General features: G+C 54.2%; 14 protein-coding genes and 1 pseudogene. 8 read left to right on the top strand and 7 right to left on the bottom strand.

All coding sequences use genetic code 11. The features are described from left to right. The first annotated feature begins 62 nt into the window (after window positions 1-62). Both FOC35_RS16120 and FOC35_RS16115 read left to right on the top strand, forming a co-directional pair. Window positions 63-992 carry a LysR family transcriptional regulator gene (locus FOC35_RS16120; protein ID WP_216845768.1) on the top strand — a complete coding sequence of 310 codons (930 nt, stop codon included), beginning with the start codon at window positions 63-65 and terminating at the stop codon, window positions 990-992. A 200-nt stretch (window positions 993-1192) separates the two neighbouring features. Further along, window positions 1193-1486 (top strand): hypothetical protein, encoded by a 294-nt coding sequence (locus FOC35_RS16115; protein WP_254065296.1) that lies wholly within the window; start codon window positions 1193-1195, stop codon window positions 1484-1486. 43 nt (window positions 1487-1529) lie between these two features. Here FOC35_RS16115 and FOC35_RS16110 read toward each other — a convergent pair whose 3' ends face one another. After that, window positions 1530-2003, bottom strand: a complete 474-nt coding sequence (locus FOC35_RS16110; protein ID WP_016537289.1) for a DUF1456 family protein — start codon at window positions 2001-2003, stop codon at window positions 1530-1532. A 171-nt stretch (window positions 2004-2174) separates the two neighbouring features. On the opposite strand from FOC35_RS16110, the gene FOC35_RS16105 reads away from it, so the two are divergent. Then, a complete protein-coding gene (locus FOC35_RS16105) occupies window positions 2175-2603 on the top strand; it encodes a GNAT family N-acetyltransferase (protein WP_016537290.1) in 429 nt (142 codons plus the stop codon). 49 nt (window positions 2604-2652) lie between these two features. Here FOC35_RS16105 and apbC read toward each other — a convergent pair whose 3' ends face one another. Beyond that, on the bottom strand, window positions 2653-3765 hold the full coding sequence (apbC, locus tag FOC35_RS16100) for an iron-sulfur cluster carrier protein ApbC (protein WP_172569465.1): 1113 nt from the start codon (window positions 3763-3765) through the stop codon (window positions 2653-2655). A 162-nt stretch (window positions 3766-3927) separates the two neighbouring features. Here apbC and metG point away from each other — a divergent pair, with 162 nt between their 5' ends. Further along, a complete protein-coding gene (gene metG, locus FOC35_RS16095; protein WP_016537292.1) occupies window positions 3928-5961 on the top strand; it encodes a methionine--tRNA ligase in 2034 nt (677 codons plus the stop codon). A gap of 36 nt (window positions 5962-5997) precedes the next feature. Here metG and FOC35_RS16090 read toward each other — a convergent pair whose 3' ends face one another. Next, window positions 5998-7230, bottom strand: a complete 1233-nt coding sequence (locus FOC35_RS16090) for an MFS transporter (RefSeq protein ID WP_172569464.1) — start codon at window positions 7228-7230, stop codon at window positions 5998-6000. 193 nt (window positions 7231-7423) lie between these two features. On the opposite strand from FOC35_RS16090, the gene FOC35_RS16085 reads away from it, so the two are divergent. From FOC35_RS16085 to deoR, 3 genes are all read left to right on the top strand, one after another. After that, the gene (locus tag FOC35_RS16085; protein WP_172569463.1) at window positions 7424-8146 is read left to right on the top strand and encodes a phosphatase PAP2 family protein; all 723 of its coding nucleotides are present in this window, start codon (window positions 7424-7426) and stop codon (window positions 8144-8146) included. Further along, window positions 8143-8751, top strand: coding sequence for an undecaprenyl-diphosphate phosphatase (gene ybjG / locus FOC35_RS16080; protein ID WP_016537295.1), 609 nt, complete (start codon window positions 8143-8145; stop codon window positions 8749-8751). Before FOC35_RS16085 ends, ybjG begins: the two co-directional genes overlap by 4 nt. Window positions 8752-8824: 73 nt before the next feature. Further along, a complete protein-coding gene (gene deoR / locus FOC35_RS16075) occupies window positions 8825-9589 on the top strand; it encodes a DNA-binding transcriptional repressor DeoR (protein ID WP_172569462.1) in 765 nt (254 codons plus the stop codon). Between the two features lie 3 nt (window positions 9590-9592). Here the strand turns inward: deoR and dacC are convergent, their stop codons facing one another. Then, window positions 9593-10783 carry a serine-type D-Ala-D-Ala carboxypeptidase gene (gene dacC / locus FOC35_RS16070; protein ID WP_115586386.1) on the bottom strand — a complete coding sequence of 397 codons (1191 nt, stop codon included), beginning with the start codon at window positions 10781-10783 and terminating at the stop codon, window positions 9593-9595. 261 nt (window positions 10784-11044) lie between these two features. On the opposite strand from dacC, the gene FOC35_RS16065 reads away from it, so the two are divergent. After that, window positions 11045-11671, top strand: coding sequence for a glutathione S-transferase family protein (locus tag FOC35_RS16065; RefSeq protein ID WP_016537298.1), 627 nt, complete (start codon window positions 11045-11047; stop codon window positions 11669-11671). On the opposite strand, the pseudogene FOC35_RS16060 reads toward FOC35_RS16065, so the two are convergent. From FOC35_RS16060 to licT, 3 genes and pseudogenes are all read right to left on the bottom strand, one after another. Further along, window positions 11663-11767, bottom strand: a pseudogene (locus FOC35_RS16060) (PQQ-dependent sugar dehydrogenase); the annotation flags it as partial. The gene FOC35_RS16065 and the pseudogene FOC35_RS16060 sit on opposite strands and share 9 nt — an antisense overlap. Window positions 11768-11980: 213 nt before the next feature. Further along, window positions 11981-12208 carry a hypothetical protein gene (locus tag FOC35_RS16055; protein ID WP_172569461.1) on the bottom strand — a complete coding sequence of 76 codons (228 nt, stop codon included), beginning with the start codon at window positions 12206-12208 and terminating at the stop codon, window positions 11981-11983. 183 nt (window positions 12209-12391) lie between these two features. Further along, window positions 12392-13216, bottom strand: a complete 825-nt coding sequence (gene licT / locus FOC35_RS16050) for a BglG family transcription antiterminator LicT (protein WP_172570382.1) — start codon at window positions 13214-13216, stop codon at window positions 12392-12394. Window positions 13217-13248: the final 32 nt, after the last annotated feature.

The raw sequence follows: 13248 nt of genomic DNA, 5'->3' as shown, positions 1-13248 counted from the left end.
CCGTCTGTTCTGTGAATCTATAATAACTCATGTCAGGTTGAATTAATTTCAACGAACCCTTGATGATTGAGGCCACTTTTATGCCGGTTCCGGTACGCGGCGAGCTCGCCGATCTGAACGTTTTTCTCGCTATCTGCCGCCGCAAAAGCTTTCGCCTGGCGGCCTCTGAACTGGGGGTTTCCACCTCGGCGCTGAGCCATACCATGCGCGGGCTGGAGGAGCGCCTTGGCGTGCGCCTCCTCAACCGCACCAGCCGCTCGGTAGTGCCCACCGACGCCGGAGAGGCGTTGCTGGGCCACCTGGAAACCGGCTTTTCCCATATCCGCATGGCGCTGGACGAGCTGGATCATTACCGCGAATCCCCCGTCGGCCGGCTGCGCATTAACATCCCGCGCGACGCGGCTCAGCTGCTGTTCACTCCGGTGCTGGCGCGGTTCATGACCATGTACCCGCGGCTCCAGCTGGAAATCACCGTCGACAATACGCTGGTAGACATTATCGGCAGCGGTTATGACGCGGGCATTCGCTACGGCGAAAGCGTTCCCCGGGACATGATTGCCATGCCGGTGACGCGCAAGCTGAAATGGATTGTCGTCGCCTCGCCCGGCTATCTGAAGAATAGCGCTCACCTGCCCTTATCACATCCCAACGATCTGCTGGCGCACCAGTGCATCCGCATGCGGCTCGGCAACGGAACGCTTTATAAATGGGAGCTGAATCATGCGGGAGAGGCGCTGGCGCTGGATGTGCCCGGCTCGCTTATCCTCAACGAGAGCGAGATGATTATTGATACTGCCTTAAACGGCTTCGGGCTTGCCTACTGCCTGGACGTGCGCGTGCGCCCGCTGCTGGAGAGCGGCCAGCTGGTGCAGATTATCCCGGAATGGGTGTGCGAAGACGAACCGATGGTGATGTATTACCCCAGCCGCAGGCAGCTGCATCCGGGTTTGAGAAAGTTAATTGAGATGATGCGCGAAGTTACGCTGTACTGACCGGGATAACATCTGGGGTATCTCCTTCTGCACCGAGCGCGACTCCAGAAACATGTGAATATTTCATCTGGCGGGTACGACCCGTTTGATTTCGGTCAACGCGAAAAGCCCCCGTAAGCGCAAGATGCGGCGGCGGAAATAATAGATATCTTATTATCCCGTAACGAAACAAATAATCTAACAGGGTCGATGAGTGAATGATGAGTAAGCTGAAATTACTGGTGCTGGCGTTGGGTCTGGCCAGCGGTATGGCAAACGCCGCGCTGCCGCTGTTTAACGGGCACGGTGCGCCGGGCGATGTGCATATCGACAACGGCGGGCCGGTATACCTTAACGGTAAAGAGATGGTTTTGAAGAAGGTGAACGATAACTTCTATGAAGCGCGTGGCCAGGACGTGGTTCTGTCTATCGCTATCATGCCGGACGGGACGGCCTCGGTGAGCTGGAACGGCAAACGCCGGGCGAATGGGATGATTGCGCCAGTTCAAAAATAACCACGCTTTCAGGCGGGTGAGTTTGCCTCACCCGCTGCACCGTTTATTCCGCTTTAGCCGGCTTAACGCGCTGGGTCAGGCCACGCAGGAAGTAGCGCAGAAACTGATCGCCACATTCGCGATAGTTTTTATGATCCGGGTTACGCATCATCGCGGTGATTTCCGGCATAGAAATGCGGAACTCCTGGGCAGTCAGGATCTCGAGCACGTCGTCGGACTTCAGCTCAAAAGCGATACGCAGTTTTTTCAGGATGATGTTATTGGTCATCCGGCGTTCGATCTTCGGCTCCGGCTTGCTCTCATCTTTGCCGCGTTTGAAGTAGATAAGCCCGTTGAGAAAGTTTGCCATGATAAGATCCGGGCAGGCCTTAAAGCCTTCTTCGTCCTCTTTCTTCAGCCACGGAACGATTTGTTCCGCGGGGACGTCGGTGCCGGTCAGGGCAAGGATCTTAACGATTCCATCGTTATTCAGGTTCAGCATATAGCGAACGCTTAGCAATACGTCATTATTCAACATGGGGCAATCTCAGGGTCTAAAAGCGGGCAGTATATAGATAAGCGAGCCCATTGTAATAAAAACCGAGCGTATTTACCCGCCAGAGCCTAAATTAGTGGCTATTTATTGGAAGCCTGATGGCGTAAAGTCAGGCTCAGGCTGATAAACATTTTCACGCTAAAAGGTAGACATTTGATCTTAAGACTCTGGCAAGAATCCGACCGCCCTTTCTTACGCACCCTTTACCTCCATTCCCGCCGCGAAGCCTGGCCCTGGCTCGATAGCAGCAGCTGGCACCTCGAAGATTTTGATAGCGTGACTCAGGATGAAAAAATCTGGGTAGCCGAAGATGATGGGCATCGCATCGGCTTTGCTTCGGTATGGGAGCCGGATAACTTTTTACATAACCTGTTTGTTAGCCCGGACTACCACGGTAAGGGCGCGGGTAAGGCGTTATTGCAGAAAGTACAAAGTGAATTCACCAGCACCGGCTCGCTGAAATGCCTGGTGAAAAACCAGCATGCCGCCGAGTTTTATCAGCGTAACGGCTGGCATATTGAAGCCACCGGGGACAGCCCGGACGGCGAGTATTATTTAATGCATTTTGTGTTGGGCCGCTGATGCTAAACCTCCCCCTCAGCGGGAGAGGTTTATAGCGAAGTCCGCCGTATTATACCGCTCTGAAAGCGATTTCAGCCGGGATAACTTCCCCATTCCAGTAAAGCTGAGCCGCAACGCTCCCCGCCAGTTCGCGGTAAAGCGTGGTGATGTCGCTTTCCGGGCGGTTAACCACCGTTGGTTTACCGGCGTCCAGGTCTTCACGCAGCGAAATATGCAGCGGCAGCTGACCCAGCAGGGTTGTGTGGTACTGCTGCGCCAGCTTCTCCGCGCCGCCGGTGCCGAAAATAGGCTCGTGGTGGCCGCAGTTGCTGCAAATGTGGATGCTCATGTTCTCGACGATGCCGACCACGGGCACTTCGACCTTCTCAAACATCACAATGCCTTTGCGGGCATCGATAAGCGCGATGTCCTGCGGCGTGGTGACCACCATCGCGCCGGTTACCGGGATATTTTGCGCCAGCGTCAGCTGAATATCGCCGGTGCCGGGCGGCATATCGATAACCAGATAATCCAGGTCCGGCCACAGGGTTTCCTGCAGCATCTGCATTAACGCTTTGCTCGCCATCGGCCCGCGCCACACCATGGCATTTTCGTCGGTCACCAGGTAGCCAATGGAGTTGGTTGCCAGCCCATGAGCAACAATCGGTGCCATATGTTTGCCGTCCGGCGAGGTTGGGCGCTCGTGCTCCGCGCCCAGCATGTTCGGAATAGACGGGCCATAAATATCGGCATCCAGAATGCCCACTTTCGCCCCTTCGGCAGCCAGCGCCAGCGCCATATTGACCGCCGTGGTGGACTTGCCTACCCCGCCTTTGCCGGAGCTGACGGCGATAATGTTTTTCACGCCGTTCACGCCGGGCTGGTTTTTCACCCGCTTAAGAGTGGCAATCTGGTGAGTCAGCTTCCAGTCCACCGCCTTCGCGCCGGTGATGCGCAGCAGATCCGAACTGCAACTCTCTTTTAGCGCTTCAAACCCGCTTAACCACGCAAACGGCATTTGCAGTTCAACGTGCAGCGTGTCGTCCAGCATCGCAACGTGATGCAGCGCTTTCAGGGCAGTGAGATTGTGTTTCAGGGTAGGGTGCTGAAAATTTGCCAGGGTCCCGGCGACCATCGCGCGTAGCTGTTCCGGGGACTTGCTGGACGGGGATTGAGAGTTCATCCCGGCTCCTTATGTTTTTATCGGACATTGCAGTGTGCTAAGCATACCAGAAAGGCGAACAGCTATTCATATCCGGTTATTGCGGGCTTTGGGGTTACTAATCAATTGCCAATCCGGTAATATCAAAACCCCTTTTTTAAATCAGAAGATGCAATTCCCACTATGGCTCAAACCGCGAAGAAAATATTGGTAACGTGCGCCCTGCCGTACGCAAACGGCTCAATCCACCTCGGTCACATGCTGGAGCATATTCAGGCTGATGTCTGGGTCCGTTACCAACGAATGCGCGGCAACGAGGTCAACTTCATCTGCGCCGATGACGCTCACGGCACGCCTATCATGCTGAAAGCTCAGCAGTTGGGCATTACCCCGGAACAGATGATTGCCGAAATGAGCCAGGAGCATCAGACCGATTTTGCCGGCTTCAACATCAGCTATGACAACTATCACTCCACCCACAGCGACGAAAACCGCGAGCTGTCGGAGCTGATCTACGGCCGCCTGAAAGAAAACGGTTTTATCAAGAACCGCACCATCTCTCAGCTTTACGATCCGGAAAAAGGCATGTTCCTGCCGGACCGGTTCGTAAAAGGCACCTGCCCGAAATGCAAAGCGCCGGACCAGTACGGCGATAACTGCGAAGTCTGTGGCTCAACCTACAGCCCAACCGAGCTTATCGACCCTAAATCCGTGGTCTCCGGGGCAACGCCCGAGATGCGTGATTCCGAGCACTTCTTCTTTGACTTGCCTTCCTTCAGCGAAATGCTGCAAGCGTGGACCCGCAGCGGCGCGCTGCAGGAGCAGGTTGCGAACAAAATGCAGGAGTGGTTCGAGTCCGGCCTTCAGCAGTGGGACATCTCCCGCGATGCGCCTTACTTCGGCTTTGAAATTCCAAACGCGCCGGGTAAATATTTCTACGTCTGGCTGGATGCGCCAATCGGCTACATGGGCTCCTTCAAGAACCTGTGCGACAAGCGCGGCGACACCACCAGCTTTGAAGAATACTGGAAGAAAGATTCCTCTACCGAGCTGTATCACTTCATCGGCAAAGACATCGTTTACTTCCACAGCCTGTTCTGGCCGGCCATGCTGGAAGGCAGCAACTTCCGTAAACCGACCAACCTGTTTGTGCACGGATATGTGACGGTAAACGGCGCGAAGATGTCCAAATCTCGCGGCACCTTTATCAAGGCCAGCACCTGGCTTAAGCATTTTGATGCCGATAGCCTGCGCTACTACTACACCGCCAAGCTCTCCTCACGCATCGACGATATCGACCTTAACCTGGAAGACTTCGTGCAGCGCGTGAACAGCGACATCGTGAACAAAGTGGTTAACCTGGCCTCCCGTAACGCTGGCTTTATCGCCAAGCGCTTCGACGGCCAGCTGGCGGCGGAAATTGCCGATGCCGACCTGTACAAAACCTTTACCGACGCGGCAGCAAGCATCGGCGAAGCGTGGGACAGCCGCGAGTTTGGCCGTGCGGTCCGCGAAATCATGGCGCTGGCCGATATCGCTAACCGCTATGTGGACGAGCAGGCTCCATGGGTGGTGGCAAAACAGGAAGGCCGCGATGCCGACCTGCAGGCCATCTGCTCCATGGGCATTAACCTGTTCCGCGTGCTGATGACTTACCTGAAGCCGGTGCTGCCAACCCTGACCGAGCGAGCTGAAGCTTTCCTTAACGCCGAGCTGAGCTGGGACAGCATTCAGGAGCCGCTGCTGAATCACAAAGTGAACAGCTTCAAGGCGCTGTATAACCGTATTGAGATGAAGCAGGTGGAAGCCCTGGTAGAAGCGTCTAAAGAAGAAGTTAAGGCGCTGTCTGCTCCGGTCACCGGTCCGCTGGCCGACGATCCGATTCAGGAAACCATCACCTTCGACGATTTCGCCAAAGTCGATATGCGTATTGCGCTGATCGAAAAAGCAGAATTTGTGGAAGGCTCTGACAAGCTGCTGCGCCTGACGCTGGATTTAGGCGGCGAGAAGCGCAACGTGTTCTCCGGTATTCGCTCCGCATACCCGGACCCGGCGAAGCTGGAAGGCCGTTTAACCGTAATGGTGGCGAACCTTGCGCCGCGTAAAATGCGCTTTGGTATTTCCGAAGGCATGGTGATGGCCGCAGGCCCTGGCGGGAAAGACATCTTCCTGCTCAGCCCGGACAGCGGTGCTCAGCCTGGTATGGCGGTTAAATAAAAAACAAAACCCCGGATATCCGGGGTTTTTCTTTTGTCAGGCGTCTCTGGCCTGCCCTACCGTTTTGTCCTTCAGGAACAAGAACATCAGCCCCAACCACACCAGGCCACCCAGCAGGTTAAACAGGTTGAACAGCCCGTTGCCGCCAAGTTGATAAGCGTGCTTGCTCAGCTCAATACCCACGGTAAAGATCAGCATTTGCAGCATTCCCATCGCCGCAGATACCGTGCCTTTACTCATGTCGCTGGCGAACAGCGTCAGGCGAACCAGGCCGGCGTTTGCAAGGCCAATCCCGAATGCATACAGACTCAGCCCGGCGGTCATCCACAGATAAGCGTGGGACGAAACCACCGTCGCGACGGCGGCCACAATCAGACCAGGCACAATCCACCAGCCACCCATAATAATCAGGCTGCGGACGCTGCGGCGTGCGGTCAGCTTTGCCAGCACCAGGTTACCGAGGATCAGCGCGCCAAAAATCGGCACCTGCAACAGGCCATATTCATAGCTGCTGAGGTTTTCACCGCTAATAATGATAACCGGCGACTGGGCAATCCACGCCAGCAACGGCAGGCTTACGAAGCCGGTAGCCAGCGCGCCCGCCACAAAGCGAACGTTCTTCAGCACCAGCTTGTAATCACGGCCAAGCTCGGGCAAAGAGAGCTTTTCGCCAAGGCGGGTCGCGGTTTCAGGCATCGCTTTGTGCAGGCCAAAGAAGGAAACAGCGGCCAGCACGGCAAACAGCACAAACATCGTTTCCCACGGCGCAACATGGATCCAGGCAGCCCCAACCAGCGGGCCGAGCAGCGGCGCTATCAGCGCTACGTTTGCCATCAGGGCGGTGATTTTAATGCACACCGCCTCTTCAAACGATTCCTGAATTGCGGCGTACCCCACCGCGCCAATAAAGCAAAGGCTGATGCCCTGCAGGAAGCGCAGGAAAGTAAATTGCTCAATATTTTGTGCCAGCAGCGTCGCCAGGCAGGTGACGATAAACCACACCACGCCGGTCAGCATTACCGGACGGCGGCCGATACGGTCGGACAGCGGCCCCAGCAACCATTGCAGGAACATGCCGCCCGCCAGGTAGGCGGTCATCGAGGTCGGCACCCATTCAATGCCGGCCTGGTATTGATCCACCACGGCCAGCATTCCCGGCTGGATCATATCGTTGGCGATATAAGTTGAGAATTCGTAGAGCACCAGGCAGAGCGGAAACAGCAACGCCTGACGGCCTAACGATTTGTTAGCTATCGTATTATTTTGCATTAGGAACTCAGAAGATAAAAAAACGCGCAGAGTGTATTCAATTGCCCGCGCGGATAACAGTTTGTTGCAGATGAAAAGCACGGGTTGTAAAAGCGCGCATATGATAACCCAATTGTATTAAGGATTTCTTAATCTGTGATGAATATTCTCTCCTCATCATTTTCCTAACCGCGCAGCACTCGCCGTTTACATAATGCAAAGTTTTCCTAAACCAACGGTAAATAAGACAAAACTGCTTTACCGACTGCCGCCACGCTTCTATCTTTTCCAGCTTTTCATCCTGATAATGCTGGCTGTCATTTTTAGCTGGCTTGCCAGAGATGAAGGGCTGGATCGCTGGATAACCGGGTACTGGTTTGATGCCGCCACCCGGCAGTTCCCGCTACAGAACAACCGGCTGCTGGATTTGCTGAACCACCGCCTGTTAAAGGATTTGGTGATAGTCGGGGGAGCGCTGTCCCTGATTTGGGGCCTCTGGCACCGCCAGCCACGGCTGGTGGTCGTGGCGCTCTTAATCGGTCTCGGGGCCTTAACCGTCGGCATCCTGAAGGATTTTAGCCACCACTCCTGCCCGTGGAGCCTGGCCGAATACGGCGGTAATGCCGTTTCTTACCCGCTGTTTGGCGCCGTTCCGGCAGGCAGCGGGCCGGGGAGATGTTTTCCCGGCGGCCACGCGTCCAGCGGCTTCGGGGTGATGGCATTGTTCTTTTTGTTTTATCGCGAACGCCCGCGCCTGGCATGGTTTTGCCTGTTTGCCGGTGTCTTTCTCGGCCTGATGATGGGCTACGGCCAGGTGATGCGCGGCGCGCACTTTTTCAGCCACAACCTGTGGGCGGGTTGGTGGGTATGGTTAACCCAGGTGGCGATTTATGGCCTGCTGTCCACCTGGCTTGTAAAGGAACAGGAAACGTTATGATGGAAAGTCTCAACCAGAATCTGTTTTTGCTGATTAACGCCACTCCGGCCTCTCCGGAATGGATAATCAAGCTGGCTATTTTCTTCGCCAAAGACCTGATAAGCATCGTCCCGCTGCTGATAGCCATTCTCTGGCTTTGGGGGCAGCGTAAGCAAATGACCGCCCAGCGCCAGGTGGTTATCAAGACGGCGATGGCGCTGATTATCAGCGTGATACTCTCGTGGGTCATTGGGCAACTGTTCCCGCACGATCGCCCGTTTGTTACCGGGCTGGGCTATAACTTCCTGCATCATGCGCCGGACGACTCCTTCCCGAGCGACCACGGCACGGTGATTTTCACCTTCGCGCTGGCCTTCCTGTGCTGGCACCGCGTCTGGTCCGGTATTTTGCTGTTTGTTATCGGCTGCGCGATTGCATGGTCCCGCGTGTATCTCGGCGTGCACTGGCCGCTGGATATGCTGGGCGGCCTGCTGGTCGGCATGAGCGCCTGCCTGCTGTCGCAGCTGGTCTGGAACCTGCGCGGGCCGCAAATCCACCGACGCCTGCACCTGATCTACCGTTTTTGCTTTGCGCTGCCTATCCGTAAAGGTTGGGTGCGTGACTAAGCCTCTTGCGGCAGGTAAAATACGTTAACTAAAGCCCTGCCTTAGCGGGGCTTTTTAATGTTCAGAGGCCGCTATGGAAACCCGCCGTGACGAGCGCATTAACCGCCTGGTACAGGCGCTAAAGCGCAGCGATAAAATGCATCTTAAAGAAGCGGCGCAGCTGCTTGGCGTGTCGGAAATGACCATCCGCCGCGACCTGAACAGCGAGACGGGCCAGGTCGTGCTGCTTGGCGGCTATGTGGTGCTTGAGCCAAGAAGTGCGGGTGCCAGCCATTACCTGTTAAGCGACCAGAAAACACGCCAGATTGATGAGAAACGCCACGCCGCGCAGCTTGCTGCCCGCCACGTTGTTGCTCACCAGACGGTGTTCTTCGACTGCGGCACCACCACGCCCTATATCATCGATGCGCTGGACGACGAGCTGGTCTTCACCGGCGTTTGTTACTCGCTGAACACTTTTCTGGCCTTGCAGGACAAACCTAACTGCCGGGTGATTTTAAGCGGCGGTGAGTTTCACGCCAGTAATGCGATTTTTAAGCCGATAAACTTTCAGGAATGCCTCGGCAATATCTGCCCGGATATCGCGTTTCTTTCCGCGGCAGGGGTTCACCTTCGCCACGGCGCGACCTGTTTTAATCTCGATGAATTACCGGTTAAACACTGGGCGTTGAGCATGGCTCAGCAGAGCATTCTGGTGGTGGATGATACCAAGTTTGGCAAGGTGCGCGCCGCCTGCATGGGACCGCTGACGGCGTTTGATACAATAATCAGCAATCAGCCTCCCGCCGCAGAGTTTGTGGACTACGCCGCGGCGGAAAGCATTACTCTCGAGTGGTAAGCCTTACGAGAACCAACTGCCGAACCAGCTGTGGAATTTCATCAGCACAAAGTCCCACATGCGGCTGAAGAAGCCGCCCTCTTCTACCGGCTGCATCACCATCAGCGGGCGCTGCTCGATAGATTTGCCGTTCAGTTGGAAGTCGATAGTGCCGACAACCTGCCCCTGCTTCAGCGGAGCGGTAAGCTGCGGCTGATTCAGCGTAAAGCTGGCTTTCAGGTTTTTAAGCTGGCCGCGAGGAATAGTGACCGAGCCGCCCTCGCCCGCACCAAGATTCACTTCGCTCTTATCACCGAACCACACGCGCTGGGTCACAAAAGTGGCATCCGGCTTAATCGGGGTTACGGTTTCATAGAAGCGGAAGCCCCACGTCAGCAGCTTTTCGCTTTCGTTAAAGCGGATGCGGTCGGTTTTAGCCCCGAGCACCACGGAGATAAGGCGCATATCCCCGGAAGTTGCAGAAGCGACCAGGTTGTAGCCCGCCCCTTCGGTGGTGCCGGTTTTCATACCGTCCACGTTCAGGTTAGAGCTCCACAGCAGGCGGTTGCGGTTCGGCTGCTTGATGTTATTGAAGGTGAACTCTTTCTCTTTATGTACCGCATATTCGTCCGGCACATCATGAATCAGCGCCTGCCCCAGCAGCGCCATGTCGCGCGCGGTGCTGAACTGGCCCGGCGCATCGAGGCCGTGCACGGTTTTAAAGGTGGTATTGGTGAGCTTCAGTTTTTGCGCGTAGTTGTTCATCAGGCTGACGAACGAGTCCTGGCTACCCGCCACGTAATCGGCAATGGCGATGCTGGCATCGTTGCCGGACTGAATAATCACGCCTTTGTTTAAATCCTCAACCGAGACTTTATCGCCCGGCTTCAGGAACATCAGCGACGAGCCTCGCAGCACCGGGTTGCCGGTAGCCCAGGCATCTTTACCGATGGTCACCATATCCGTTAGGTGAATTTTGCCGGCCTTGAGCGCCTGCCCCACCACGTAGCTGGTCATCAGTTTGGTCAGGCTTGCCGGATCCAGCTGCGAGTCAGCATTCCCTTCGGCCAGCACTTTCCCGCTGGCGTAGTCCATCAAAATCCAGGCTTTGGCGTCTACCTGGGGAGCATCTGCGGTCTGCTCAGCGCTCAGCGCAGGAGCCGCCACCAACAGCAGGGTCGTTCCCGCCGCTAAAGCACGTAACGTTGCAGGCATTTGCAAGCTCTTCATAAAACCACCTGAGTATCCATTCTTAAAAATCACGGCGCGCGCCGCCACCCATATGTCAGGATGTGAGTAATAACGCACGAATCCACTTAAAGAAACATAGAGTTGGTAAAGTTTGTTAAGTTTATTCGATATCTGGCCGACTTGCCGCCGTTGCGCTTATTTTTTTAGCTTTGGTTGAGTTGTTGTGGTGTTTTCGTCATCAAGCTGCGCGATACTCAACCTCCACCAGCAAAAAAAGGAACCATCATGATTACCGTTTGGGGCAGAGATAATTCCACTAATGTTAAAAAAGTGTTGTGGTGTCTGGAAGAGCTGAACCTGCCGTACCGTTCTATTCCCGCCGGAGGGAAGTTTGGCCTGACGCACGATGCAGAATACCTGGCGATGAACCCGAACGGGCTGGTACCTTGCCTGCATGACGACGCGCACGGGTTGACGCTCTGGGAGTCGAATACCATCGTGCGCTATCTCGCCGCTGAATATGGCCGCGATAAATTATGGGTAAATGAACCCGCCCGAAGAGCGAAAGGGGAAAAATGGATGGACTGGTCGGCAACGGCCGTTTCCGGCCCTTACCGCGACGTCTTCTTCAATATGGTGCGCCTGCCGCCCGAGCAGCGCAGCCAGGAGCAAATTGAGCGCGGCATCATCGCCTGCAATAAGCTGTTCGCTATTGCGGATGCGGAACTCGCCAGACAACCGTGGCTCGGCGGCGATGCATTCGGCACCGGCGATATCGCCTTCGGCCCGCAGATTTACAGCCTGCTTAACCTCGACATTCCGTGGGACGCAGTGCCAAATCTACAGCGCTGGTATCAGCAGTTGACCCAGCGCCCGGCGTTCCAGAAAGTCATTATGATCCCGCTAAGCTGACGGGCTCAGCTTTAACAGCTCGCCGTGAGTTTCGTCGGTCAGGACATACAGATAGCCGTCCGGGCCGACTCTTACATCACGAATGAGCTGTTTTCTCCCTGCGCGATAAATAAATGGCCTTTGCCGTCAAACGCGCGGCGACAATAACATGCCGCAACGTCGGCCACAGGCCAGAATCCAGAACAGCTAAGGGCTGTCAATCCGGTGGCGACTAATCCCGAATAATTAAGAATAAGCTTCAAAAATATCACTGTCTCAGATGCTCCCGACTGCATAAAGGATGAATTAACCATTGATTGAATAAGTTATCTATTTTTTCGATTGTAGATATTTTTCTGCATTACCGAAGCACTTATTAAAAAGCGCATCAAGCTGCCTTTTATCTTCGGACGTCTGCAGTGGATATTTTTTCGGTACATCAACGGTATTTGTAACTTTATTAACTATACCAGCAATGCCGACAGGCCTACCTTTTGAATCATTATAGACACGCCCATCAGTAACAGTATGCTGAAGTGATGATTTATTAACATTCATATGAAAACCTCGAAACCAAAAGTAAAGTAATAACATTCAAAACTTCTCAGCCTGAAGGCATATTTTTTCACATAGAGTTTAAGTCATTATCTTTGGAAGCGATATTTTCACGTTGAGAAATGAGTGAGATTTTAATGTTTCAATAGCAGCACCCAGCGATCCCTGCTGCCGTTTTTATAAAATTTAACCACGCAGCCGGTTGATATGAATGGTCAAAAACATGATTTCATCGTGGCTCAGGCTGTAGTTATAGTTTTTGCTGAGATAAGCGTTAATTTTATGAGCGCATTGCCAGGCCTGCGTCATTGCCTCTTTAATGCCTTCGTACAGGCTTTTATCTTCATGGCTAACCGCCTGGTTACTCATCATTCGCAGGGTGAAGAACTTCAGGTGGGTAATAATGCGCTGGTAGTTCAAAGAACTTTCATCGTATTTAATTTTTAATTCATACTTAATAATCGAAAGAACATCTTTGATGATATTGGCGCTCTGCATCGTGCTTTGCATATCGTTCACTTTGGCATTAGCCAGATGCAATGCAATAAATCCGGCCTCGTCTTCCGGCAGTTCAACCTCAAGCTTGCGGTTGATTAACGCGACGGCTTCGCTCGCCAGATCAAACTCCGGCGCGTAAAACTTTTTAATATCCCACAGCAGCATATTCTTTATCGCCAGCCCTTTTTTATGGCGCCGCACGGCAAAGTTAATATGGTCGCTAAGAGCAAAAATAAGCGACTCCTGTACTTCAATAGCCAGACGCTGCTGCGCCAGCTGCAAAATGGCCTGAGTGATAAGCAAGTGTTCCAGCGGAATAGAGTTCACCAGCTCGCTGAGCACCTCGCTGATGCCGCCGCTTTTTTTAATGAACTGGCTCTCTATTTCCAGTGCCGCAAGCGGGTCGCCTTCGCGTTTACCAAACCCGATCCCACGGCCAACAGCCACAATCTCGCAGTGCTTGTCATCAACGGCAATTACCGCGTTATTGCTCAAAACTTTCAGGACTGTAATCACTGAAACCCCTATCGGTTACTGATTGACGG

It is taken from the genome of Cedecea sp. FDAARGOS_727 (assembly GCF_012273235.1).
Classification (GTDB): domain Bacteria; phylum Pseudomonadota; class Gammaproteobacteria; order Enterobacterales; family Enterobacteriaceae; genus Cedecea; species Cedecea davisae.
The sequence above is the reverse complement of the archived record's forward strand: the minus strand, read 5'-3'. Positions and strand labels throughout refer to the sequence as shown.

Bases quoted from the DNA above. Each gene is read 5' to 3' on its own strand.
- ybjG (WP_016537295.1), top strand. From the start codon at position 8,143: ATGATGGAAAGTCTCAACCAGAATCTGTTTTTGCTGATTAACGCCACT.
- apbC (WP_172569465.1), bottom strand. From the start codon at position 3,765: ATGAACTCTCAATCCCCGTCCAGCAAGTCCCCGGAACAGCTACGCGCG.
- deoR (WP_172569462.1), top strand. From the start codon at position 8,825: ATGGAAACCCGCCGTGACGAGCGCATTAACCGCCTGGTACAGGCGCTA.
- FOC35_RS16120 (WP_216845768.1), top strand. From the start codon at position 63: ATGATTGAGGCCACTTTTATGCCGGTTCCGGTACGCGGCGAGCTCGCC.
- dacC (WP_115586386.1), bottom strand. From the start codon at position 10,783: ATGCCTGCAACGTTACGTGCTTTAGCGGCGGGAACGACCCTGCTGTTG.
- FOC35_RS16110 (WP_016537289.1), bottom strand. From the start codon at position 2,003: ATGTTGAATAATGACGTATTGCTAAGCGTTCGCTATATGCTGAACCTG.
- FOC35_RS16085 (WP_172569463.1), top strand. From the start codon at position 7,424: ATGCAAAGTTTTCCTAAACCAACGGTAAATAAGACAAAACTGCTTTAC.
- FOC35_RS16065 (WP_016537298.1), top strand. From the start codon at position 11,045: ATGATTACCGTTTGGGGCAGAGATAATTCCACTAATGTTAAAAAAGTG.
- FOC35_RS16090 (WP_172569464.1), bottom strand. From the start codon at position 7,230: ATGCAAAATAATACGATAGCTAACAAATCGTTAGGCCGTCAGGCGTTG.
- FOC35_RS16055 (WP_172569461.1), bottom strand. From the start codon at position 12,208: ATGAATGTTAATAAATCATCACTTCAGCATACTGTTACTGATGGGCGT.
- FOC35_RS16115 (WP_254065296.1), top strand. From the start codon at position 1,193: ATGAGTAAGCTGAAATTACTGGTGCTGGCGTTGGGTCTGGCCAGCGGT.
- metG (WP_016537292.1), top strand. From the start codon at position 3,928: ATGGCTCAAACCGCGAAGAAAATATTGGTAACGTGCGCCCTGCCGTAC.